16 protein-coding genes are annotated in these 24,654 nt (G+C 64.2%); 11 read left to right on the forward strand and 5 right to left on the reverse strand.

What is annotated here, in order from left to right:
• Nucleotides 1–16: 16 nt before the first annotated feature.
• The gene (locus tag SH412_RS05125) at nt 17–1,057 is read right to left on the reverse strand and encodes a transaldolase family protein (RefSeq protein ID WP_336522439.1); all 1,041 of its coding nucleotides are present in this window, start codon (nt 1,055–1,057) and stop codon (nt 17–19) included.
• Between the two features lie 234 nt (nt 1,058–1,291).
• Between SH412_RS05125 and purB the strand changes: the two genes are divergently transcribed.
• A complete protein-coding gene (gene purB / locus SH412_RS05130; RefSeq protein ID WP_336522440.1) occupies nt 1,292–2,722 on the forward strand; it encodes an adenylosuccinate lyase in 1,431 nt (476 codons plus the stop codon).
• A gap of 142 nt (nt 2,723–2,864) precedes the next feature.
• Here the strand turns inward: purB and SH412_RS05135 are convergent, their stop codons facing one another.
• Nucleotides 2,865–4,217 (reverse strand): DUF1501 domain-containing protein, encoded by a 1,353-nt coding sequence (locus tag SH412_RS05135; RefSeq protein ID WP_336522441.1) that lies wholly within the window; start codon nt 4,215–4,217, stop codon nt 2,865–2,867.
• A gap of 292 nt (nt 4,218–4,509) precedes the next feature.
• Nucleotides 4,510–4,905 carry a hypothetical protein gene (locus SH412_RS05140; RefSeq protein ID WP_336522442.1) on the reverse strand — a complete coding sequence of 132 codons (396 nt, stop codon included), beginning with the start codon at nt 4,903–4,905 and terminating at the stop codon, nt 4,510–4,512.
• Nucleotides 4,906–5,253: 348 nt separating this feature from the next.
• On the opposite strand from SH412_RS05140, the gene SH412_RS05145 reads away from it, so the two are divergent.
• The 4 genes from SH412_RS05145 (at nt 5,254) to acs (ending at nt 15,908) form a co-directional block, all read left to right on the forward strand.
• Nucleotides 5,254–6,660: an HD domain-containing protein gene (locus SH412_RS05145; RefSeq protein WP_336522443.1), complete on the forward strand. Its 1,407-nt coding sequence runs from the start codon at nt 5,254–5,256 to the stop codon at nt 6,658–6,660.
• A gap of 649 nt (nt 6,661–7,309) precedes the next feature.
• Complete coding sequence (locus SH412_RS05150) at nt 7,310–11,785, forward strand: hypothetical protein (protein ID WP_336522444.1); 4,476 nt, start codon at nt 7,310–7,312, stop codon at nt 11,783–11,785.
• Between the two features lie 965 nt (nt 11,786–12,750).
• On the forward strand, nt 12,751–13,695 hold the full coding sequence (gene ftsY / locus SH412_RS05155; RefSeq protein ID WP_336522445.1) for a signal recognition particle-docking protein FtsY: 945 nt from the start codon (nt 12,751–12,753) through the stop codon (nt 13,693–13,695).
• Between the two features lie 266 nt (nt 13,696–13,961).
• Nucleotides 13,962–15,908 carry an acetate--CoA ligase gene (gene acs, locus SH412_RS05160; RefSeq protein WP_336522446.1) on the forward strand — a complete coding sequence of 649 codons (1,947 nt, stop codon included), beginning with the start codon at nt 13,962–13,964 and terminating at the stop codon, nt 15,906–15,908.
• Nucleotides 15,909–16,047: 139 nt separating this feature from the next.
• Here the strand turns inward: acs and priA are convergent, their stop codons facing one another.
• Nucleotides 16,048–18,351: a replication restart helicase PriA gene (priA, locus tag SH412_RS05165; RefSeq protein ID WP_336522447.1), complete on the reverse strand. Its 2,304-nt coding sequence runs from the start codon at nt 18,349–18,351 to the stop codon at nt 16,048–16,050.
• 79 nt (nt 18,352–18,430) lie between these two features.
• On the reverse strand, nt 18,431–19,525 hold the full coding sequence (locus SH412_RS05170) for a hypothetical protein (protein ID WP_336522448.1): 1,095 nt from the start codon (nt 19,523–19,525) through the stop codon (nt 18,431–18,433).
• A gap of 436 nt (nt 19,526–19,961) precedes the next feature.
• Between SH412_RS05170 and SH412_RS05175 the strand changes: the two genes are divergently transcribed.
• The 6 genes from SH412_RS05175 to SH412_RS05200 are packed head-to-tail and all read left to right on the forward strand — an operon-like array spanning nt 19,962 to nt 24,654.
• A complete protein-coding gene (locus SH412_RS05175) occupies nt 19,962–20,141 on the forward strand; it encodes a hypothetical protein (protein WP_336522449.1) in 180 nt (59 codons plus the stop codon).
• A gap of 43 nt (nt 20,142–20,184) precedes the next feature.
• Complete coding sequence (locus tag SH412_RS05180; RefSeq protein ID WP_336522450.1) at nt 20,185–20,409, forward strand: TadE/TadG family type IV pilus assembly protein; 225 nt, start codon at nt 20,185–20,187, stop codon at nt 20,407–20,409.
• A 16-nt stretch (nt 20,410–20,425) separates the two neighbouring features.
• A complete protein-coding gene (locus tag SH412_RS05185) occupies nt 20,426–20,977 on the forward strand; it encodes an A24 family peptidase (RefSeq protein ID WP_336522451.1) in 552 nt (183 codons plus the stop codon).
• Nucleotides 20,978–21,000: 23 nt separating this feature from the next.
• Entirely contained in the window at nt 21,001–21,981 is a 981-nt protein-coding gene (locus SH412_RS05190; protein ID WP_336522452.1) for a TadE family protein, read from the forward strand.
• On the forward strand, nt 21,971–23,530 hold the full coding sequence (locus SH412_RS05195; protein ID WP_336522453.1) for a TadE/TadG family type IV pilus assembly protein: 1,560 nt from the start codon (nt 21,971–21,973) through the stop codon (nt 23,528–23,530). The genes SH412_RS05190 and SH412_RS05195 overlap by 11 nt, the downstream gene beginning before the upstream one ends.
• A gap of 38 nt (nt 23,531–23,568) precedes the next feature.
• Nucleotides 23,569–24,654 (forward strand): hypothetical protein, encoded by a 1,086-nt coding sequence (locus tag SH412_RS05200; RefSeq protein WP_336522454.1) that lies wholly within the window; start codon nt 23,569–23,571, stop codon nt 24,652–24,654.

The raw sequence follows: 24,654 nt of genomic DNA on the forward strand, positions 1-24,654 counted from the left end.
GCCAGCGAACGACGGACTAGCGCTTGCCGGCGATCGTCGCCAGCAGGCTCTTGAACGGGTCGGCGAACTTGGCCAGACCTTCGCTCATCAGGACTTCTTCCAGCTTCGCAAAGTCGATCTTCTCGTCGATCTCGGCCAGAACCGCAGCCGACGGAAGCTGGTCTACCTTGCGGGTAAAGACCTTGCCGGCCAGCTTCTGCACCGCGGCGTTCGTCCCCGGCGGGTTCGTCTGGATGTCCGCACCGGCCAGCGCGGCAACGTACTTGTCCGGCGAGTCGGCAGGGTCCTTGGTGCCGGTGCTGGCGAAGATGAATTCCTGGTGCAGAGGCAGTTTTTTATCGGCCCAGAACTGCTGATTCTCCTGCCACAGCCGCTGCGCGTTGACGATGCCGACCAGTCCCTGAGCGGCAGCGGACAACGTCGGAACCTGCTGCTTGGTATAGACGTCAATCCGGCTCACAAAAATGCTGTAGACCGATTTGAAACCGTCCAGCGACTTGCGACGCTGAGCCCCGCGCCAGACGGCGTCGCGGGCCGCTTCGTACTGGCGACGGGTGAAGAGCAGCGTCACATTGAGGGTGATTCCCGCCGCGGCCAGCTCTTCCAACGCCGCCAGTCCGCCCGGCGTGGCCGGGACCTTGATCATGCGGTTCTCGTGCCCCGCCGCCCACTTCTTGCCGAGCGCGACGTACTGTTTCGCCTTTTCGGCGACCGTCAGCGGGCAGTCGGCGGCTTCGAGGAGCGGGTCGAGCTCGAAGCTGACGTAGCCGTCGTTCCCCTTGGTCTTCACCCAGACGTCGTGGAAGACCTCTTGTGCCTGCCGGACCAGCCGGTCGGTCATTTCCCACGCAATATCGACGTCGCTCAGCCCCTCGGCGACCAGCTTGCGGATCTGGTCGTCGAACCGGCCGGTCTTGAGCAGGTCGGAAATGATGATCGGATTGGAGGTGGCGCCGGTCGCGCCGAACTGGCGGTTTTCCCGGACGAGGTCGGGATCGATGCTGTCCAGCCAGAGTTTCGTTCCGCAGGCAACCAGCGATTCCAGGGGGGTAGGCATGACGTCGATCCACGGTTCGGGAAGTCGCCGGGCGGTTTCAGGTCGCCCGGCAGGGCGTTACAATCTTCCGGGGATGATACCGGCGGAAACCGGGCGGGAAAACCTTTGCTCGGGATTCCCGCGAACTCCGACCTCCCCCTCCGGAGTTGCCGGAGAGCCTTCCCCGCCAATTCCGCCCGACTTCGCGACGAGGTCTGGCGTACCCGTTTCCCTTTCGACAGCAGGACTTTGCGCGTGGAGCACCACGTTTACGACAACCCATTAATCGGCCGATATGCGTCGGACGAAATGAGCCGCCTCTGGTCGCCCCAGACCAAGCACTCGACCTGGCGCCGGCTCTGGGTCGCCCTCGCCGAGGCGGAACGCGAACTGGGGCTCGACATCAGCGAGGCGCAGGTCGCCGAACTCCGCAGTCACGTCGACGACGTCGACTTCGCCGCCGCCGCCCGCTACGAAAAACAGTTGCGGCACGACGTGATGGCTCACGTCCACGCGTACGGCGACGTCTGCCCGACCGCCCGGCCCATCATCCACCTCGGGGCGACGAGCTGCTACGTCACGGACAATACCGACCTGATCCTGCTGCGGCAGGGTCTGGAACTGCTCCGTTCGCGCCTGGTGGGTGTCATCGACCGGCTGGCGGCCTTCGCTTCGCAATACCGCGATCTCCCGTGCCTGGGCTTCACCCATCTGCAGCCGGCCCAGCCGGTGACGGTCGGCAAACGGGCGACGCTCTGGTGCTACGACCTGGTGATTGATCTGGAAGAACTGGAACACCGGATCGCATCGCTCAAACTGCGCGGCGTGAAAGGGACGACCGGCACGCAGGCGACGTTCCTGGCGCTGTTCAATGGCGATCACGCCAAGGTCGAAGAACTCGACCGGCTGGTGGTCCGCAAGCTGGGGTTTGCCGACAAGTACGCGGTGACAGGGCAGACCTACACGCGCAAGGTCGACTCCCACGTCCTCGATACGCTGGGAGGGATCGCGCAATCCGCCCACAAGACCGGCTCGGACATGCGGCTGCTGCAGAGCCGGAAGGAGCTGGAAGAGCCGTTCGAGAAGCACCAGATCGGCTCCTCGGCGATGGCCTACAAGCGGAACCCGATGCGTTCGGAACGGATGTGCGGCCTGGCCCGGTTTGTGACCAGCCTGACGTCGTCCGCCGCTCAAACCGCCTCGACGCAGTGGATGGAGCGGACGCTGGACGACAGCGCCAACCGCCGGCTGACGATCCCGCAGGCCTTCCTGGCGACCGACGCAATTCTGATCCTGTTCCGCAACATCGTCGACGGGCTGGTGGTCTATCCGCGGGTGATCGAGCACCACCTGCGGGAAGAATTGCCGTTCATGGCGACGGAAGAGATTCTGATGGCCGGCGTGCGGGCCGGCGGCGACCGCCAGGACCTCCACGAACGAATCCGCGTCCACAGCCAGGAAGCGGGCCGCCAGGTCAAAGAACATGGCAAACCGAATGATCTGATCGAGCGGCTGGCCGGCGATTCCGCGTTTGCAAAGGTCGACCTGACCGGGGCGCTCGACCCGGCAAAGTTCATCGGCCGGGCGCCGCAGCAGGTCGATCAGTTCGTGGCAGAGATCGTCGACCCGATCCGCAAGCGATACGCCAGCGAACTCAGTCGTGCGGGCGAAGATCTGCGCGTGTAGGGCCGGTTCCACCGGCCTCTTGGCGATCGCAACCATGCGGCCGGTGAAACCGGCCCTACGTGTTGTTCGCACCCGATGAAACAAAACAGGCCCGCCGACTTTCATCGGCGGGCCTGATCAATGCTGATTTCTGCAGTCGGTCTCAGACCAGCTCGGCAATCGGCGTCCGGTGTTCGACGAGGTACTGCGGCCGGCCGGTCGGGTCGCGGAACGTGGTCGAACCGGGGTCGATGCCGAGGTTCTTGTAGATCGTCGCGACGACTTCCTGCACGTCGACCGGGCGGTCCTTGGCGTATTCGCCCAGCCGGTTGGTCGAGCCGATCACCTGGCCGGTCCGCATGCCGCCGCCGGCCATCAACGCGCAACTGACCTGCGGCCAGTGGTCCCGGCCGGCCTGCGGATTGATCCGCGGCGTCCGGCCGAACTCGCCCCAGACGACGACGGTGACGTCGTCGAGCATGCCGCGGCTGTCGAGGTCTTCAATCAGGGCGCTGACGGCCTGGTCGAGCTTGGAGCCATGATCGCGGACGAGATCGAAGTTCGCCCCGTGGCTGTCCCAGCGGCCGAAGGAGAGAGTCACGCAGCGGACGCCGACTTCGACCAGCCGGCGGGCCATCAGCAACTGGTCGTTGCAGGTGGGCGCGCCGTCGTACTGGTACTTGTAGGGCTTGCCGTCGCCGTAGCGTTCGCGGATGCGGGGATCTTCCTTGCTGAGGTCGAGGGCGTCGACCAGCCGGCTGGAAGTGAGGACTCCGAAGGCGGCCTGCGAGAAGGCGTCCATCCCGCTGAGCATGCCGGTGGCGTCGACATCCCGGCGGAGGTTGTCGAGATCGCCCAGGAGCTGCTTGCGGTATTCGAGTCGTTCGAGATTGATCGTGGGATTGAGGCGGAGATCCGCCATTCCTTCGCCCTGCGGCTTGAAGGCCTGAAAGGCCGCGCCGAGATAGCCGGGAGCACCGGGTTCGGACCACGGGCCGTGCTGGGTCTTGTCGGCGAGGGCGACGAAGGGCGGCACTCCGGGATCGACCGGGCCTTCGAGCTTCGCAATCGCCGAACCGATGCAGGGTCGGCCGCCGATGGAGGCGCTGTCCTGACGGCGCCAGCCCGACAGACACTGGAAGGCGTCGTGCGCGCCATCGTTCCCGACGACGGAACGGATGAAGGCCAGCTTGTCGGCCATGCCGGCCAGACGCTTGAAGACTTCGCAGATTTCGATGCCCGGGACATTGGTCGCGATCGGGTCGAATTCGCCGCGGATTTCGCGCGGGGCGTCGGTCTTGATGTCCCACATATCCTGGTGGGGCGGACCGCCGCCGAGGAAGATATTGATCACGGCCTTATGCGAGGATCGCGTCCCGGCAGCCGCTTCCGCCCGCAGAATGTCGGTCATCGACAGACAGGCGGCCGACCCGAAGGTGAAACCGCCGACCTGGAGAAACGAACGGCGGGAGAGGCCATCACAGTAGCGCTGAGGGCGACCAAAGAAGTTCATCATGAGGAGGGACTCCTTCCGGAGCGGGGCAAACGTCGGATCGGCGGGGCAACAGGCTGCCGAGTCTCTTGCCCATGCGGCCATCGGGCAAGAATTCAACAGATGTTGATCTGTAAAGTCTAGTTCGCGGTATGGCGGTTCGTCAACGGGTTCCCGGCGAACAAATTGACGTATCTTGATGTGTCGGCCAGCGGCCGTTCCCGCCCCCAATCGAACTCGACGCCCCCCTAAAGTCCTTCAGCAACGCACTCCCGTTCCAACTCAATGAGATTTTAACTCCTTTTGTGGAGTCATATTACGGCGACTTCGTGCCCTCGGCCGCAACCGGCTTCCGGGACGGAATCACGCTTCCCCCCGCAGCTTTGGCGGGAGTCGCCATTGGGTTTTCCCGCGTTGTGGACGCCGTCGCGCTAAGTTTCCGCCGGGCGATCGCCTTCTCTCGCAACGATTTCTCTTTCTCCCGGCGGGCAGCGCTGGCCTGCTTGTGCAGATCGCGATGTTTCTGCTCGGCGGCCTGCTGGGCGGCGAGAGATTTCGCCTGCTGTTCCGCGGCGGTCTTCTGCATCGCCTGCAACTGCTGTTGCCGCTGCTGCATCATCCGCATCATCGAACCGCGACTGTAGCCCCGCGACTGAGCCAGTGCGGGCGGGACGAACAAGCTCAGAACGAGAATTGCAATCACGGATCGCATGGCAAGCTCCTCGGGGAGCGGGGGCGGCTCGGAGTGGCGAGCCGGCGACCCCGCTCCGGTGTGTATCAGTATTAAACGTTCCTTTCGACGGCTCGTGCAGCCGTCTCGTTTGCAATGTCGCAAGCTTCCCGGAATTGGGATCGCCGCCGGATTCGACGACCGGTCCGGCGGTTCGTGAAAAGCGTCGCAACGGGTGTCGTATCTCGTGTTTCCGGAATGAGATAGCGCTTCTCCGGGCCATCGGTCCGGGAGATCTCCGCAGGCGGGCGGTTCTGTGCTAGGATGCCCGCGGCCGGTCCGTACCTGCGGGCCGGAACGGAGAGACTTTTGGTGCACGGAGCCGGCGGAATGCCACGCGACTATCTCAACGAGAGCCTGTCCCACGATCCCGTGCACGGGTACATCCCGTTCATTGCGCGGTCCGGGCTCCCGATTGGAGAAGTCGCCGAACAGGACATCATCGATCATCCGTGGGTCCAGCGGATGCGGCAGATTCACCAGTTGCAGACGGCCTGGTGGGTGTTTCCCTCAGCGGAACACATGCGGTTTCAGCACATTCTGGGGGCCATGCATCTGGCGAGCGAGGCCATCGACCGCTGGTACGACTCGCTGTGCGACTCCTGCCGGAATGTCCCTTCGCGGGCCTGCGTCGAGAGCCTGTTGCGGATGGCGGCGCTGCTGCACGACGTCGGGCATGGTCCGTTCGGCCATTTCTTCGACGATCACTATCTCAGCCAGTTCGGCGTCACGCATGAGGACGTCGGGGCCGCGATCATCGAGCAGGAACTGGGGGATCTGCTGCGGAAAGTCCGCCGGAATCCGCGCGGGCACCTGCAGCCTCTGGAAGAACTCGACCCGCGCCAGATTTCGTGGCTGATCCGCCGGCCGAAACGCGAAAGCGCCGACGAGGAGGGACATCCCGACTGGCTGCGGAAGCTGCGGTCGCTCTTCAGCGGAATCTACACCGTCGACAACATGGATTTCGTGCTCCGCGACGCCTACATGACCGGCTACAACACGAAGGCTTTCGACCTGTCGCGGATCCTGCACTACACATTTTTCACGCCCGCCGGGCTGACGATTCACGTCCGCGGACTGCCGACGCTGATCAACTTCATCGAAACGCGGGCCAACCTGTTCCGCACGGTCTACTTCCATCGCACGGTGCGGGCAGTCGATCTGTCGCTGGAGGAGCTGTTTCCCGAGACGATGCCCCATCTGTTTCAGGGAAATCCGCTCGACCAGCTCGGTAAGTACCGGCGGCTGACGGAATCGTCGTTCCTCGTCGACGTTCAGCGCTGGGCCGACGCCGCCGATCCCGCCTTGCGCGATCTCGGCGAGCGCTGGCGGCAGGTGCTTTGCCGCGAAGTGACGTGGAAAATGGCCTGCGAGCGGACGCTCAACTTCCATTCCGGAATGGCGGAGCGGACGACGATCTTCTCCGAGCCCGATCTGGTTCTGCGGCGAGTCCGGGAACGACTCCCGGCCGGCCTGCGGGAACTCCCGTTGAAAATCGACGTTGCCCGGCACTATCACCGGCCCAGCGGGAGGCTGCCGACGGGCGGCCAGAATTTCCTGCTGGACCCGGCCGTCGGCACGCCGCAGGAGCTGTCCGACGACGACCTGTTCCGGGCCTTGCCGATCAGCTTTTGCGTGTTCCGGATCTACTCGAAGGACCACCAGCACGACGGCGAGCTGAACGCAGCCCTCAACGGGGTCCTGGGCGAGGCGACCGACGCCAAAACGAACATGTGACGTTGACTCGGCAACGAGCGGAGAAGCAACGCCAGAACGGCAATCGCCGCCGAGCGGCCGCCATCTTTTAAAGTACGACGGACATCCTTGTCCGTCGGCCTCTTTGCCAGGGCGGCACAATCTGCGACACCGACTGCGACGCCGACGGACGTCCGTCGCAGAGGAATTTCGCCGCCGTTTCTCGCTCTGAGCCGTCAATTCGCTCTGCGCCTGACCGTCGCGACCGCCAACCTCGCGAATTGCCAGCGAGTGCGGGAATTCCGGGGCTCGTCGAGCCCGACTTGAGGAATTCCGAGCGGGCCGGAAGAGTCCCGCCGGCAGCTCCTGCCGATTTCGATGCGGCTCCCGGAAATTCGCGGGGCGACCGCCGATCGTGGCGGCGAAACATATTGACCGTCTTTGACGGTATGGACTATGACCCGCCCGCCAATCTCGTCTCCTGTCAGAGTTTGCTGGCTCAGGCTGAATTTCTCACGCCGGGCCGCCCGGGACCGTCCGTCCCGTGCGGCTCGTCGTGAAATGACGTGTAGTCCGGGTTTGGGACCTTCGCTGGTCCCCGCGACAGCGGTCACCGCCGCTGACATCCCGCCGGATCACGAATGCGATTTCGAGCGGTGAAGTATCCCAAGACCGGAAGGAGGAATCGACCTTGGGTAGAATCATTGGTTTGATCGGCGGTACATGTCTGGTCATCGCGGTTCTGCGACTGACCAATCTGCAGTACGAGGATCAGACGCTCCTGGGGGGCGTCGATCCGAATGAGGCCCGACAGGTCCAGCGCTTGCCTCGCGAATTGCTGAAGCACGGCAAGGAGCTGTATCTGCGCGGTCGCTACACCGAAGCCCTCACGGATCTGCAGTCCGCGGCTGCCGCCGGAAGTGGTCTGACCACCACCGAGCGTCAGCAGGCTCAGGATTACCTGACCCGTTGCCTCGGCCGGCTCAACCGGCAGAACGGGGTGACGACTCGCGGGCAGTCCTCCGACGCCGACCCGTTCGCGATCACTCCGGCCGCTCCGGCCAAGGGTGTTGCGAACGACGTGGTCGTCGCACCGGGCGGAACCGACGGGAAGTTGCCGAAGAACGTCACCGACGCCGCTCGCGTGCGGGTCGAACGCCTGATGGTGGAGGCGATGAACGCCCACCAGAAGGGAAAGACGTCCGAAGCAATGGGCCTGGCGAAACAGGCGGAGCAGATCTCCCGCGAGGCGAAACTGACGTTCGCCAAGGGGGCTGCGACCCCAACCGCTCTGCTGGCGAAACTGCAGGCCGGCGCCGGCGGCGAAGCCGACTGGCCGGAATGGGCTCGCGACGCAGGCCCGGTTCAACAGACCGCCGCGGTCGAAGAATCGAGCTCGGCGATCGCCCCGACCGGATCCCCCAAGGAACAGGCCGCTCAGCTCGTCGCACTGGCGCGGGCGGATATCAAGTCCGGGCGATTCGAAGAAGCCCGGCAGAAGGCATTGCAGGCGAAGGCGCTCGACGTGCCGTTCGACCTGTTCGAAGATCGGCCCGAGCTGGTGCTGAACGACGTCGACCGCCGGACCGGCGGAGTGACGTATGCGGCCAAGTCCAACGGCGCCTCCTCCGCGCCGGTTGCAGCCGCCACGGATTCGGACAAGCAGAAGGTCGCCGCTCTGCTCGAACTGGCGCGAAAAGACATCGAAGCCGGCAATCTGGAGTCCGCTCGCGACAAGGCCGTTCAGGCCTCCGAGTTCCAGGTCGCCTACAAGCTGTTCGAAGATCAGCCGGAGCTCGTCCTGCAGGACATCGACGCCCGGATGGCCTTCCAGAACGTCGCTCAGAAGAACGGCGGTCGCCCTGCAACCGACGCCAAGCAGCAGGCCAAGGTCCTGCTGGGCCAGGCCCGCCAGGCCCTGGCCGCCGGCCAGCTCGAAGAAGCTCGCCGTCTGGCGAGCGACGCCGAGAAACTGAAGGCCCCCTACGAGCTGTTCGACGATCGCCCCGAAGTCGTTCTGGCCGACATCGCTCAGATGTCCCGTCCGTCGAATACCGCCGGAGCCATGAAGGACGAATCGTTTGCGGCCGCTGCCGGAGTTGCCGAACCGGCCGCCCGGTCGATTCCCGACTCCGCACCCGGCTCGATCGCCGCCGCCGGCCATCAGGCCGCCGACGATCAGTGGGGGGCTGAGCCCGCCGTGGCGACGGTGACGACGGCCGGACTGTCAGCCGCCGAACTCTACAGCCAGGGGCTGGCCGAGCTGAACCGCGGCAACCGCGAAGGCGCCTACAGCGCGTTCCTGGCGGCCCACCAGACCGGCGAGCAGCTCAACCGCGCCCAGGCGCAACGACTGCAGGACTACCTGCGGGATCTGTCGCCCCGCGGCGACAAGGGGATCCAGCGCGTCCGCAACGAAGTGGAAGAACCGGTCCTGAGCGGGGCGCCGGACGCCATCGGGGCCGCCGAACAGCAGCACTCGGTGCAGTTCGACCGTCTGCGGACGGAAACGCTGAACGCCGTCTTCAAGGCCGAACGTCTGCGGGACAAGGATCCGGAAAAGGCTCTGGACCTGGTCGATCAGGCGATGGCGAGCGTGGAAGGGGCCGGCCTGCCGGAAGAGCAGTCCGCGGTCCTGCTGCGGTCGCTCAACAAGACCCGGTCCTCGCTGCAGTCGGAGATCACCCGTCAGCAGCCGAACCTGGAACAGAGCCGCAAGAATACGGAAACGCTGAACGTCGTGGAGATCGACAACGCGAACAAGATCCGCATCGAGCAGGAGTTCGCCAAGCTGGTCGACGAATTCAACGAACTGATGAAGCAGCGCCGGTTCGCCGACGCCGAAGTCGTCGCCAAGAAGGCGGCCCTGTTGAATCCTCGCGATCCCGTCGCGGTGAGCCTGGTCATGAAGGCCCAGCTTGGACGGCGCGTTCACGAAATCGACAACCTGAAGGACGCCAAGGAAAAGTCCTTCTACAATCAGCTCTGGGACGTGGAAACCGCGGTCGTCGTCGAAGTCGGGGACGCCAATCCTCTCAAGTTCGGCGACGACTTCAAGGACATCACGAATCGCCGCAAGGGACGCTACGGCGTCGACAACCGCCCCCGCTCTTCCGAAGAGCGGAAGATCGAGGAGAGCCTCGGGCGGCGGATCTCGCTCCACGAAGACAACGTCCCCCTCGGCGATATCATCGCCAAAATCCGCACGCTCGCCGACATCAACATCGTGGTCGACAGCGCCGGACTGGAAGAAGAAGGGGTGAACTCGAACTACCCGGTCTCGATCGACGTCGACGGGATCACGGTTCGCAGCGCCCTGAACCTGATTCTGGAACCCCAGGGTCTGGGCTACATGATCAAGGACGAAGTGCTGAAGATCACCAGCCGGATTCGTCAACAGGGCGAACTCGAAGTCCGGACCTACTCGGTCGCCGACCTCGTCGTGCCGATTCCCGTGCCGGACGTCCGCGACGGAATGCCCTGGAACTTCGGCGCCAACCAGATGATGATGCCGGGGGCGGGCGGGATGTCGCCCATGGCGATGGGCGCCAATCCGCAGGGAATCATGGGCGCGGCCATGGCCGGCGGCCAGGGCTTCGCTCAGATGGGTCCGGGGGCGATGGGTCTGGGACCGCAGCCGGTCGCCGGACGGACGGGCGGCCCCCGAAACACCGACTTCAACACGCTGACCGAGCTGCTGCAGTCGACGATTTCGCCGGACTCCTGGATTGAAGGGGGCGGCAAAGGGGCCGTGCAGCACTACGAAACGACGCTGAGCCTGGTGATCCGCCAGACCCAGAAGGTTCACGAGGAAATCGCGGACCTGCTGGATCAGCTCCGCCGCCTGCAGGATCTGCAGGTGACGATCGAAGTCCGGTTCGTGACCGTGACCGACCGCTTCTTCGAACGGATCGGCATCGACTTCGACTTCAATATTCAGGACTCCGTCGGCGGACCGACCTACGACAACTCCGGACGGCCGCTGAACGCCTTCGGCACCCCGATTCTGCCCGGCTTCGGTCTCACGGGAACGACCCAGTCCGGTCAGCAGGGTGGCCAGCAGAGCGGCGGTCAGCAGAGCGGCGGTCAGCAGCAGGGCCAGCAGGGCCAGTCGACGACCACCGGCGGACTGTTTACGCAGGGGCCGACCCGCCAGTTGACGAACGTGGATCAATACAAGAGCGGGACGATCGTCGGACTGAATCAGCCCGGCACCTTCAATCCGAGCCTGGACATTCCGTTCCAGCAGGGGTCGTTCGAAGTCGGCGTGCCGACGTTCGGCGGCTACAACCCGCAGGCCGGCGTCCAGATGGGGCTGGCGATTCTGAGCGACATCGAAGCCTTCTTCTTCATTCAGGCGGCTCAGGGCGACGCCCGGACCAACCTGATGTTCGCTCCGAAGGTGACGACGTTCAACGGCGTCCCCGGCTTCATCACCGACAACGTGTCCCGTCCGTTCGTGATCAGCGTGGTGCCGACCGTGGGCTTCTTCTCCACAGGCTTCCAGCCGATCATCCAGTTCGTCCCTGACGGCGTGTTCCTGACGGTCACGCCCGTGGTGTCGGCCGATCGCCGGTATGTCCGGTTGACCGTCCAGCCGCAGTTCTTCAGCGTGACCGACGTCTTCACGTTCTCCTTCGCCGGTGGCGGCACCGGCGGCCAGCAGGGGCAGCAGGGCGGCCAGCAGGGGCAGCAGGGCGGCCAGCAGGGCCAGCAGGGCCAGCAGGGCGGTCCCGGCCTTGGCATCGGAGGGAGCATCGGCTCGGCCGCGCAGATGGTCAACGCCATCATGGCTCAGGGCGTCAGCGGTGGTGTTGGCGGCGGCGGCGGCCAAGGCGGCCAGCAAGGTCAGCAAGGCGGCAATAACAATCTGGGCGCCTCGACCACAATCACCGTCCAGCAGCCCGTCGTGGAAACCGTCAACACCTCGACGACCGTCAGCGTGCCTGACGGCGGCACGGTGCTGCTCGGCGGCGTGAAGCGGTTGCGGGAAGGCCGGAACATGTCGGGTGTGCCGATCCTCAATAAGATCCCCTACATCAGCCGCCTGTTCAAGAACACCGGCGTCGGTCGCGAGACCGAAAGTCTGATGCTGATGGTGACGCCGCGAATCGTCATCCAGGAGGAAGAAGAAGAACTCCTGGGTGTCAGTGCGACTTCGCCGTAACGCTTTCGTCCGAGGCCCCTGTCGCAAGACCTCGGCCGCCGCGATCCCTGGGCTGGATCGCGGCGGTTTTTCTTTTGGACTTGGTTCTTTGTGATTTGTGATTTGTGATTTGTCAGTTGTCAGTTGTCCGGATTCGCATCCCCTCGTTCCCAGGCTCCGCCTGGGAACGCCTCTTCAGACGCTCCGCGTCGTTTTCGTCTTCCGGCTCCTCCGCACTCCTCACTCACCACCTCTTCGTCTTCCTCCCCATCCACCATCCACGACCCACCAACCACCTCTTATGTGAATTCCGCGCAACAAACTCGCTATTTATGACGGGGACATAGGAGCATGCGCGTCGGCGGGCCACCGCCGGCGTTCCGGACGATTCCCGTCAAACCGGGCCTGATCAGGGCCCAGCGACGGGCTTTCCGCAAGGAGAGCCCGAGGGGCGCACCCCGCGTGCGCACAGCCTCGACGTCGAGCTTTTCCCCGTTCACCCGGCCCAACAGCCGGCGAACCTGATCAATGTGTTTGAACCGCCGGGACTTCCACCGGTGCAACATCACCGCCAGACGGACTCCGGCGGGACGGCAGTAAGAAAGCCGACCCGCCGGAGCCGATCGCGGTACGTACGGTGGACGTCCTCGTCCGCCGCGGTAGGGCAGGCTCCCGCCTGCCGAATTGCGGCATCCACGGCAAACCAACTCCCCCACCCCCGCCTTCTCCCCACTAACCACCAGCCACTAATCACTAGCCACCCCTCCCCCGCCCAACTTGAGGGACCCCAGCGGGGTTTTCCGGATCGCCTCTCCGTTGTCAGTTGCCAGGACTTCGCAGATTCTGCCTCGGATTGTGAGTTCCTGATTTCTCGCTTCGCGAGTTGGTCTGACGGTGGCCTGCCGTCTGATTGCCGTCCGTGGTAGAGTGTTGGAGAAGCGGTGGTCCGCTGGCTGGATTGAGAGACACGCAGAGGCGCTGAGGCGATGGGCTGGTTTGACAAGCTGAAGCAGGGGCTGCAGAAAACGCGGCAGTTGCTGCAGACCGATGTGCGGGATCTGTTCCGCGCGGGCGAGATCCTCGACGAAGACCGGCTGGAGCAGTTTGAGGCCCGGCTGATCCGGACTGACATGGGCGTGCTGGCGGCCGGCGAAATCGTCGAAGAGCTGCGGAAGCGGTATCTGGGCCGGACCGTCAATGTGGACGAAGTCTGGGAGACGGTCCGCGGGAAGTTGAAAGAGCTGCTCCGGGGTTCCGAGGAGATCGCCTGGGATCCGGACAAACCGTTGTCGCCGCTGACGTTCTCCGATCAGAAGCCGACGGTGATTCTGGTATCGGGCGTCAACGGGACCGGCAAAACGACCTCGATCGCCAAGCTGGCGAAGCTGCTGACCAGCCAGGGGAAATCGGTCATGCTGGCGGCGGGAGACACGTTTCGTGCTGCCGCCGTCGAGCAGCTCGCGATGTGGGCTGAGCGGCTGGGATGCCAGATCGTCACTCGCCCGAGCGGCGCCGACCCCGCCAGCGTCGCGTTCGCCGGCTGCGACGAAGCCGTCAAGGCGGGCGTCGACGTCGTCCTGATCGACACGGCGGGACGGCTTCACAATCAGGCCAACCTGATGAAAGAGCTGGAGAAGATTACTCGCGTCGTTGAAAAGCGAATCCCCGGTGCGCCCCACGAAAGCCTGCTGGTGATCGACGCGACGACCGGGCAGAACGGGCTGAACCAGGCGAAGGCGTTCTCCGCGGCCGTTCGCTGTACGGGCATCGTCCTGTCCAAGCTGGACGGCACCGCCAAGGGGGGCGTCACCGTCGCCATCCGGCAGGCGATGGGGATTCCCGTCAAGTATGTCGGGGTCGGTGAACAGATCGACGACCTCGAACTGTTCAATCCGGACCGGTTCGTCGATGCTCTGTTTGCCGGGAATTGATCCCGAATCGCCAGAGTCTGCGGGCTGGGCAATCTTTGCGGAACCCGGATGAACCCCCGACGGCCGGGCTCGTTGACCCTTGGGTTTCCCGTCCGTAAGATCAGCTCCCGTTGATCGTTCCAGAGTCACTCCGTGATCGGTGCGTTCAGCCGAGACTGTTCCCCGACCGGCGATGTGGCCGGCGGAATTTGCTGCGTTGGCTCCGGCCGGCCCACGGATCGCGGGTGCCCGGAATGCTGCTGTGACTACCGGGAGATTTTCAGCCGATGAGCTCCGAATCGATCCAGTCCACCCTGCAGGAAACCCGCTCGTTCGCTCCGCCGGCGAGTTTCGTCAGCCAGGCCAACATCAGCAGCGTCGAGCAATATCAGCAGATGTGGCAACGCGGCAAGGACGATCCTGCCGGCTTCTGGGGGGATCTGGCCGCCGAACTGCACTGGTTCCGCAAATGGGACACGGTGCTGGAAGGGGAGATGCCGAACACGAAGTGGTTCACCGGCGGCAAGATCAACGCATCTTTCAACTGCCTGGACCGGCACCTGACCACCTGGCGAAAGAATAAAGCGGCCATCATCTGGGAAGGTGAGCCGGGCGACACCCGCGTCCTCACCTACCAGGACCTGCACCGCGAGGTCTGCAAGTTCGCCAACGTCCTCAAACGGCTCGGCGTTCGAACCGGCGACCGCGTCACGCTCTATCTGCCGCTGATCCCCGAACTGACCATCGCCATGCTGGCCTGCGCCCGCATCGGCGCCACGCATTCGATCATCTTCGGCGGCTTCAGCGCCGACGCCGTCGCCGACCGCAATAACGACGCCGAGGCCAAAGTCATCGTCACCGCCGACGGCGGCTGGCGGCGCGGCAAGGAAGTCCTGCTGAAGCAGGCGGTCGACGAATCGCTGAAGAAGTCTCCCACCGTGCAGAAGGTGGTGGTCGTCCGCCGGACCGGCATGCAGGTGCACATGATGCCCGACCGGGACTACTGGTGGAACGACCTGATGTCGGACGTCTCGGCGGACTGCGACGCCGTCGAACTCGACAGCGAGCACCCGCTGTTTATCCTCTACACCTCCGGCAGCACCGGCAAACCCAAGGGCGTGGTCCATACGACGGGCGGCTACCTGCTCGGCGCCATGATGACCAGCAAGTGGGTCTTCGACCTCAAAGAGGACGACACGTACTGGTGCACCGCCGATATCGGCTGGATCACCGGGCACAGCTATGTCGCCTACGGCCCGCTGTGCAACGGTTCGACGGTCGTCATGTACGAGGGCGCCCCGAACTGGCCCGATGAAGGCCGGTTCTGGGACATCATCGAAAAGTACCGCGTGTCGGTCTTTTATACGGCTCCGACCGCCATTCGCGCGTTCATCAAGTGGGGCGACCACTGGCCCGCCAAGTACGACCTCTCCAGCCTGCGGCTGCTCGGTTCGGTCGGCGAGCCCATCAATCCGGAAGCCTGGATGTGGTATCACCGCATGATCGGCGCCGAACGCTGCCCGATCGTCGACACCTGGTGGCAGACGGAAACCGGGGCCATCATGCTCAGCCCGCTGCCGGGGGTGACCCCCACCAAGCCCGGGAGCTGTACGCAGCCGCTGCCAGGGGTCGTCTGCGATATCGTCGACAAGGAAGGCAACAGCCTGGGGCCGAACGAAGGGGGGCTGCTGGTGCTGCGTCAGCCCTGGCCGAGCATGCTTCGCACGCTCTACGGCGACCACGAACGCTTCGTGCAGACGTATTTCAGCACGGTGCCCGGCTGCTACTTTGCGGGCGACGGCGCCCGCAAAGATGAAGACGGCTACGTCTGGATCATGGGCCGGGTGGACGACGTGCTCAACGTCGCCGGTCACCGCCTGAGCACGATGGAAGTCGAGTCGGCCCTTGTCGCTCACGAAGCGGTCGCGGAAGCGGCGGTCGTCGGATTCCCGCACGACATCAAGGGCGAGGGGATCTGCTGTTTCGTCACGCTCAAGAGCGGCGACGGAAGCGAAGCCCTCGAACGAGATCTGATTCAGCATGTCCGCAAGCAGATCGGCGCCCTGGCGACGCCTGACAAGATCCGCTTCACGCCCGCGCTTCCCAAGACCCGCAGCGGCAAGATCATGCGGCGACTGCTGCGGGACATCGCCGCGGGCCGGGAATCGGTCGGCGACACGACGACGCTGGAAGACCTGTCGGTGATGGCGAAGCTGCGGGAGCAGGAAGAGTAGCCGTTCCCGCAAGTTGGTTTTTTTGACGATTGAATCCGGGTGGCCGGGGCGGAGTCTGCGACGCCCCGGTCACCCCGTTTGCTAAACGGGGCTGGGTCGTCGCAGACTCCGACGCCAGCCACCCGTGCCGTCTGAACGGTCACCGCAGATTCATCGGGTCGACGTCCACCACGATTTCGACATCCTTCCGCGTCGGGACTTCTGCTGCGATGGCCAGCCAGGCGGCGCGCAGTGCTTCGAGGCTGACGGACGTCATCTGCAGGTGATACCGGAACAGCGTCTTCAATCGGGTGACCAGGCAGGGAGCCGGCCCCAGCACGCGCACCGCCAGGCTCTGCTCCTTGACCGCGGCCCGGATCTTGTCGGCTGTGAGTTGCGCGTCGGCTTCGACGTCCAACTCGACCGGACCGCGGAAGATAACCCGCACCAGGTGGGAGAACGGCGGAACCTGCAGCACTTTGCGGTGCTCCAGCTCGGCGCTCGCAAATCCCAGGTAGTCGTGCCGGGAGGCGAATTGAATCGCCGGCTGCTCGGGGCTGGCCGACTGCACGAAGACCCGCCCGCCGCGGGCGCTGCGGCCCGTCCGTCCCGCCACCTGGGCGATGAGCTGAAAGGTCCGCTCGGCGGCCCGCAGGTCGGGTTGATGCAACTGCGTGTCCGCGTCGATGACGCCGACCAGCGTGACGTTCGGGAAGTCGAGCCCCTTGGCGATCATCTGGGTTCCGAGCAGAATCTGCACTTCACCGGCACGGAAAGCGTCGAGGGCGGTCTGGTGCGATCCGCGTTGCTTCATGGTGTCGCTGTCCATCCGCAGGCAGGTGGCCTCCGGGAAACGCTGACGAACCTCGTGCTCCAGCCGCTCGGTTCCGAGTCCCAGGTGCGTGAGCCCGCCGTGACCGCACTTCGGGCAGTGCGTCGGGGGCGGCGAGACCTCAAAGTCACAACTGTGACAGAGGGCCACGCCGCGCTGCTTGTGCCAGGTCAGCGAAATGTCGCAATGGGGACAGCGGACGCCCTCGCCGCAGGCCCGGCACCATAGAACGGGGGCAAATCCGCGCACGTTGAGAAACAGAATCACCTGCCCTTTTTCTTTGAGGGCGGAGTTCATCGCGGTGAACAGCGCCCGGCCGATAGCCGTCCCCTGGCGGACCTGCGGGTCGTTGCGAGTGTCGACGACGATCACCGGCGGCAGCGGCAGGCGCTCGACCCGCTTGGGCATCGAGATCAGCGAGTCCTCCTTGCGCAGCACCCGCAGCCACGACTCCAGCGTGGGAGTCGCCGATCCCAGCAGCAGCGGGATCCGCTCCTGTGCGGCGCGCCGGCGGGCGACTTCGCGGGCGTGATACCGGGGAGTCGTGTCCTGCTTGAACGACGTCTCGTGCTCCTCGTCGATGACGATCAATCCCAGATGGGGCGTCGGTGCAAAGATCGCGCTGCGGGCGCCGACGACCACCTGCACGTTGCCGGAAACAATCTCCTGCCAGTGGGCGTGCCGCTCGGAATCGGTCAGATGGCTGTGCAGCACGGCGACCGACGAAAACCGCGACCGGAACCGGCGGATCGTCTGCGGCGTCAGGCTGATTTCCGGCACGAGCACGATCGCCTGGCGACCGTAGCCGACGATCTCTTCGATCGCGCGGATGTAAACCTCCGTTTTGCCGCTGCCGGTGACGCCGTGGAGCAGCAGCGTCTTGTGCTGTCCCGACTGCAGGACCGACAGAATATCCCGGACCGCCCGGTGCTGGTCGCTGTTGAGGACGATTTCGCGGTGCGGTTCGGGCGGAGGGAGTTCCGCCGAGGCGACCAGCATCCGGTCTCGTCGTGAGACGACCAGGCCTTTGTCGCGAAGCGTGTGAATCGGCGAGATCCCGCACTCGGCAGCCTCGGACAGCTCATCGGCCCGCAGGGGACGGCCGGCCGATTGCAACGCGGCAACCACGGCCTGCTGCTTGGCCGGCAGCCGGGTTTTCCCCAGCCGCCGCTCGAAGTCGGCCGCCAGTTCAAAGAACGTCAGGTCGCGCGTGCCGGCCCGGGATTTCACGCCCGCAGGAATCACGCTTTCGAGAACCTGACCCCAGCCGCAGAGATACCGGTCGGCGATCCAGCGAGTCAGTTCCAGGAGTTTTGCATCGGCGAGAGGCTCGCGATCCAGAACCGCCGTCAGCGACTTGAGGGCGCGCCCGGCGGGGACTTCCGTCGACAGCCCCACGCAAAACCCGGTCGTCAATTTATTGCCGCGACCGAAGGGAGCTTCGATCCGCTTCCCGGGGCCGATCAATTCGCGCAAGGCATCGGGAACGACGTAGTGATAGACGGTGGTGAGCGGGCGATTGAAGACGACTTCGGCCAGGAGCCGATCATTCTGAGCGGCAACTTCCCAGGCCGCCAGGTTCTCCGGCAGTTCGTCATCGGCGAACAGGTTCTGCTGCTGCGGGCGAGCCACGGGGCGAAATCAGTCCGTCTGGAGTGTGCGGTCGCCGCTCGACCACATCGGCCCTTGCCGATTCCGCGGCCTTGCAGCACTACTCGTCGTCATCCTCGACCGACGGTCGTGAAAGGACTCGCAGGGTTGGCGGTTCCAGTTCATCGGCCGGGCGGGACGGGCGCCGAGGCTCTTCCCGTTCCAGTTGGACCGACAACTTCTCAAGCATCGAACCGACATCAACGTAGTCGGCCTGTTTGAGATCGGGCATTTTCTCGAGCCGGGCGGCCTGCATCCGGCGGAGGTCGTCCCGTTCGGCTTTCTGGTCGCTGAGCGTGAATGCGACCAGGGTCGCCACGAGGGCCAGACTGACCGCGCCGACGATTCCCAGCAGGTAAGTCGACAGCGACTCCATCGGCGGCGGCGAGTTCGGCGAGCGATACCACTGCAGCCGCTTGGCCAGGATGGTGGGCGCCACGTGGAGCCCCCCCGGCGACTCATAGCCTTCACGTTTGAAAAAATAGCCGACGACCCGGACGGGAGTCCGCAGATTCTGGCCCGGCTCCATCCCCTTCGGCAGGCTCGTGCAGACGACCCGATAGGGGTGAGTGCTGGAATCGTCGGTGAAGATCCAGGCCTCGTAGAGCTTGCGGAGGCCGTACGAATTCTCCGCGGCGGCGAATTCCCGCAGTCGCCACATCTCTCCGGTGACCGTGACGACGTCGCCGCGGAACCGCTCGGACTCCGCCATCAGGTTGATGTAGAGGACGTCTTTGCGGGCGGCCCGTTCCAGATCGCTGGCCGGAACGTCGCGAGCATGGGCCAGGACCCGAAAAAAGCTGTCGCCTTCATCCCGGCGAATCCCGATCGTATTGTCGCGAACGCCGTCCAGCCATCCGGCAGGCAGAGCCACCCCCATGTCGGCTGCCGCGACGCGCAGTTCCTCCTCGGGCAGCACAGGCGTCGCACTCACCCGGAACTCGTCGTCCCGCAACGGCGAATCTTCCTTGATGGAATAGTCCGCTTCCAGGTTGCGCGCGGGATTGGCGGGCGGAGATTTGACGTTCAGACTGGAAAATCGCCAGGTTTCGACCAGCCACAGGAACAGGCCGAACATCACCACTGCAACGATCATCCGGGCCTGAAACCGACGGTTCAGGAATCTCGGATTCTTGTTGGAGAGCTGGAAGCGCATGAGAGAACGGTCTTTGCGATCAGGCTCGCAGCGGAGGCAGCCCCCCCAGATTGCGTGGTCGGAAAAATCGCGAGAGTTTGCATTGTAGCGACTGTCGAGTTCGCCACAACCTCTGCTGCGTCAGGAGGTTTGACCGATCAGTCCCGGGGGTTCCGTCGTGACGGGCTGCTCCGGAAGTTCGAAGTGATTACGGTTTGGCCCGTTGATCGGCTGGCCCCGTTTGCGTTTCTCCTGGAATGGAACCTCCCGATCGGCAACGGAAGGCCGTTCCAGCGCGGCAGGCTGAGAACGGGTCTGGTTCGCCGGGTGGGCGCGGGGTACCATGCAAAAGTCGGTGCAGTGATGTCCGCGGAGCTGTACGGTGTTATGGTGGGAATGTTCCTGTGCTGTCCGTGGCAGACTGATCTGCGATCCTGTCGATTGACGATTTCATTCCATGCCAGCGTTCGTCCAGTCACGTGCCGAAGTCCGACGCCGTCGCGGCGCGACGCTGGACTATGTGCTCGTGCTGGCGGCGACGTTTCCGGTGGTGCTGATTGTGACTGTCTATGGAAAACGGACGATGGCGCTCGTCTGGGAAATGTTGTGCGTGCAGGTCTCGTGGCCGTTTCTCTAGGAACGGATTTCCAGGAAACACAGGCGATGCAGGAGTCGGGGACGTGAGCAGCAATTCGATTCGCCGGTTCTGGGGACGTCTGCACCGGGACGAGCGGGGCGCGGTCAGTCTGGAGACGATTCTGATCGTCGCCGCGATCGTCATTCCAATCCTGATCTTCCTCCTCAAGTATGGCTGGCCGACGATCAAGAACTACTTCAACACCGGCCTCCAGAACCTGGAGAACGAATCCAATAACGTCATCAACGGCGGTTCGACGTCCAACTGACGCGGAGAATGCGGGCATGCTGCTGTGGGCCGTGCTGCTGGCGCTGCTGGCGGTCGCCGCCGGCACTGACCTCAAGTGGCAGAGAATTCCGAACTGGATAACCTACCCCGGCAGCCTGCTGGGTCTCGCGCTGCGGGGACTTCTGGGAGGCTGGCCGGCCGCCGAAGACGGCATTCGCGGTCTGGTCCTCTGCGGCGGCATCATGCTGCTCTGTTTCGTCATGTTTCAACTCGGGGGGGGCGACCTCAAGCTGGTGGCGATGATGGGCGCGTTTCTGGGTTGGGAGCGAGGCATTGAGGCCTTGCTCTGGACCTTCGTTCTGGGAGGAGTTCTCGGCGTGGCCTGGCTCATCTGGCAGATCGGCGTCTTCCGGATTCTGACCGCGACTTTTCGCCAGATGTCCCGCATCTGGAACGCCCGCGGCTGGGTTCCGCTGACCGCGGAGGAGCGGCGTCCGCTGCAACAGCAGTTGTTTCTGGCGCCCGCCGGTCTGCTGGCCGCCGTGATTGTGACCTGGCCCGACTGGCAGATGTGGTTGACTGCTGACGGCGTTGGCGGGAATCGCTGACGCTCGCGATCGAAGGGAAAACGATGGACCGCAGCGTGCTCGAATCGTGCTGGCCGGGGCTGGTCGCCCTGACGGTGTGTTTCGTGCTGCTGCGGATTCTGGCCCGGGCGAGCGGCGCCCGTTGGGACTGGTCCCGGCTGGAGCGAGTCCATCGCTGCGAGCAGGGGGGCGTCCAGAGCCTGGCCTTCGTGCTGACGTTTCCGCTGTTCCTGGCGATTCTGATGCTGATCGTGCAGATCAGCCAGCTCATGGCGGCGCAGATGGTGGTGCACTACGCGGCGTTTGCCGCGGCGCGGGCCGCCTGCGTCTGGATCCCCGCCGAGGTCTGCGGATCGGTCGACGAACCGGCGAACGTGCAAGCGGTTTATCCGCAGTCCAGCAGCACCATCGACAGCATGAGCCTGGTCAACATTGATTCCACCCTCGTCAGTCCCAAGCTCCAGCAGATCCGGTCAGCGGCCGTGCAGGCCATTGCGCCGATCTGCCCGTCGGCCGACCTGGGCTCGACGACTTTTCCATCAATGGCGAATCTCGAACGGATTTCCGCGCAGCAGCAGGCCTATGCAGCTCTGGTCCCCGCGTCGCAGGCGAACTCCCGGATTCCGGGCCGGCTGCGCAACAAGCTGATGTATGCCGACCAGAACACGACAGTCACGCTGCGCTGGCTGGACGCGATGAGCCAGCAGGGGCGGGATTCGCTGTCGCATCGAACCTACAACCCCCGCAACCACGACAACCCGTCCATCATCTTCGATCCATATGAAGTCGGATGGCAGGACCCGTTGACGGTTCGTGTCGAACATCAGTTCGCGCTGCTGCCCGGCCCCGGCCGACTGCTGGCGAAGTACATTGTCCGGGCCGACGGTCAGCCCGATGCCGTCGCCCCGAAGATCCAATCCGCCACTGGATACCGCCAGCGGGTGAATACGACCCGGATCTTTGCGGAAGCGACGCTGAGCAACGAAGGCATCAAGTCCGTCAGGCCGTATCTCCATGAACGGTAACCTGCCCGCTCCGAATCTGCTGACCGCCGCCTGCAGGCAGGGCCGGGGCCTGGTGCTGCGCGTGCATCGCGACGAACGGGGCGTCATCAGCGTTCTGACGGTCTTCGCGACGTTTCTGTTTACGATTCTGCTGGTGATGCTGATCAACGTCGGCCGGCAGATCGACGACAAAATTCGCATGCAGAACGCCGCCGATGCGTCGGCCTATTCGGGGAGCGTGGCGATCGCCCGCGGCATGAACGCCCTGGCCTTCAGCAACCATCTGCTCTGCGAAGTCTTCGCGCTGACGGCCTACATGCGTGAAGGCCGGGACCAGAATGCGGAGAAACTGGTCCCGGAGATTCTGCAGGCCTGGCGGGTGGTCGGGACGCAGTTCTGGCTTGGAACTGGAAGCAGGGTCCATTCGCAGAAGTTCAAGTTGATGGGCCGGGCGATCGTGGACAAAGCCGATGTCGAGCAGAAGATGGTCGACGCGTTCGGCGCGCTGGCCCACGAACAGTCCCGCATTTCGCTGCCGCTGTTTGAGTACATTCTCGCCGGGCCGAACGGTCAGGGAGATCCGCTGGGGGGATTCATTCCGCGTTTCCAGCGAGCCGTCGTCCGGGCCACTCCGATTCTCGCCGAGACGGCGGTTGACGACATCGTCCAGCGCTACGGGACGTCTTCGCAGGGGATCCACGAGAACCAGCCGTTGCGAGCGCTCCTCTGGCGCAGCAATGTCCTCGCGGTCGGATACACCGACGAGGACGACCCCAGGGCCCGCACCGTGCCGGCCCTGGACCCGTCGCCGATGGGCGTCGACACGATGATGCCGAACCTGGATGAGTACTTCCGGCGGGCGTCCGATCGTCGGCGGTCTCTGGCGTTCTTCTACCTGGAAGACTGGATCCGCCACTGGCAAACGAAGTACTTCGAATACCCCACACCGTCGTATTCGTCCCGGGAGGGGGACACGACCGCCAAGATGTCGCAATATATCAATCTGTGGCGAATCTTTACGTGTTATCAACTGAATAAGCTGCTCGACGAATATCCCAACACAAACCTGCCGCATATGCTTCGCGAGCTCGATGCCTCGACGGGGGGCGGGTGCGCCGGTTTCGATTCGCAGCAGCAGGCGACGCTCGAACGGGACTACCAGTTCGTCGGGACCGCCTACTGGCCGCCGCTGTCGACGATGTTTCCGGGATTGTTTCGCAATCCGCTGGAGCGCGACTCTCGGAACTACGCGGTCACGTTTGCTCAGGCCGAGATCTATATTCCGTTTCGAAGATATGCCTGCTGCCCGTGGGCCTATCCGGTGGCCTGCACCGATGAGAACGGTCAGCCGGCGACCTGCTGGATCAATCAGTACGACAACTGGCCGCACGAGTGGGATTTGTTCAATCAGAACTGGACCGCCCGCCTGACGCCGGCGACGGCGCCAAGCCTGATTCCCGTTCTGCAGACGCACCCGAGCCGCTATCTGACCGGCTCCCTGACGAGCTATGTTCCACCCCGCGTGGGCGCCTTGAGCCAGACGCAGTTGCAGATCGTCAGCCCGCACTGACCTCGCAAGACCGCACACTGTCCGCAGGAATGTCCGCCGTGATCGCCCGCCATCATCGCCGCGACCGTGAATGCCGCCCCGCGGCCAGCCGGGCCGGACTGGCGCCCCTGGAACTGACGCTCAGCATCCCGTTTCTGATGCTGATGACGGCGCTGATGATCAACATCGGCTTCGTCGGGGCCTGGAAGGTGCGCGCTCAGGGCTCAGCGCGCTATGCCACGTGGCGCTCGCTGGCGGTCCGGACCGGGCAATGGAATCCTCCCCCCGACAACTGGCCGGCGGGATCGCCGCTGAGCTCCGAATCCGGAGCTGACCTGCCTCAGGTCGACGCAATCTGGAATCAACCGCCAGATCTGACGGTTCAGTGCATCCGTGGTCCGCTCCTGACCGCTCCCAGCACTCAGGAAGTGATGATCGTCCAGGGGCGGCTGGAAATGGACGGCAGCGTCCATCGCGGTCGCGCTCAAGTCAGCAAACCCGTGCCCCTGTTTCGAGGCTCTATGCCGGGCGGGCTGGGACGGTTGTCGTTCAATTTGTCGCAGGATCTGCTCGACCATCGCTGGCAGTTCTTCTCGCTGGGAATTCCCGACAACATGTATCCGCGGGCGCGGGTCTGGTACGACATGGAGCACCTCGATTTCGCCAACCTCAGCGGACAGGCCTCCGGCAAGTACGACCAGCTCGAACAGCTCTGGCAGCAACTGGTCAACAGCTCCGACCGCCGACATCTCAAGACTCTGGATCAGGACGAGGAGTTCATCCGCTATTACGGCAGGGCGCCGGACTTCTATCCCAGGCTGCCGCGGGAATGCGCCGGCGATGTGGTTACCGTTCGTATTACGACGGTGGAACCGTTGATTCAGCAGATTGAAGCTCTGCCGTGTACAATGTCGACGTCATTCATGCGGCTCTACGACAAGTGGCGCTGTGAGTTGGAACTCTGTATGTTTCCCGACATATTTGTCGAGCCGCTCCGCGAGCGTTACGACGACTTGAATGACCTTCGAGGATTACTTCCGACTTCGATGCGTTGTCCTTCCCTCAAAGATCTGGAGCATTGCTACTGCGAGGGGCGTGGTTGTCCGCCGCCTTGCCCCCCATCTCCGGTGGGAGTCGGGTACTGA

This window comes from Planctellipticum variicoloris (assembly GCF_030622045.1).
Taxonomy (GTDB): domain Bacteria; phylum Planctomycetota; class Planctomycetia; order Planctomycetales; family Planctomycetaceae; genus Planctellipticum; species Planctellipticum variicoloris.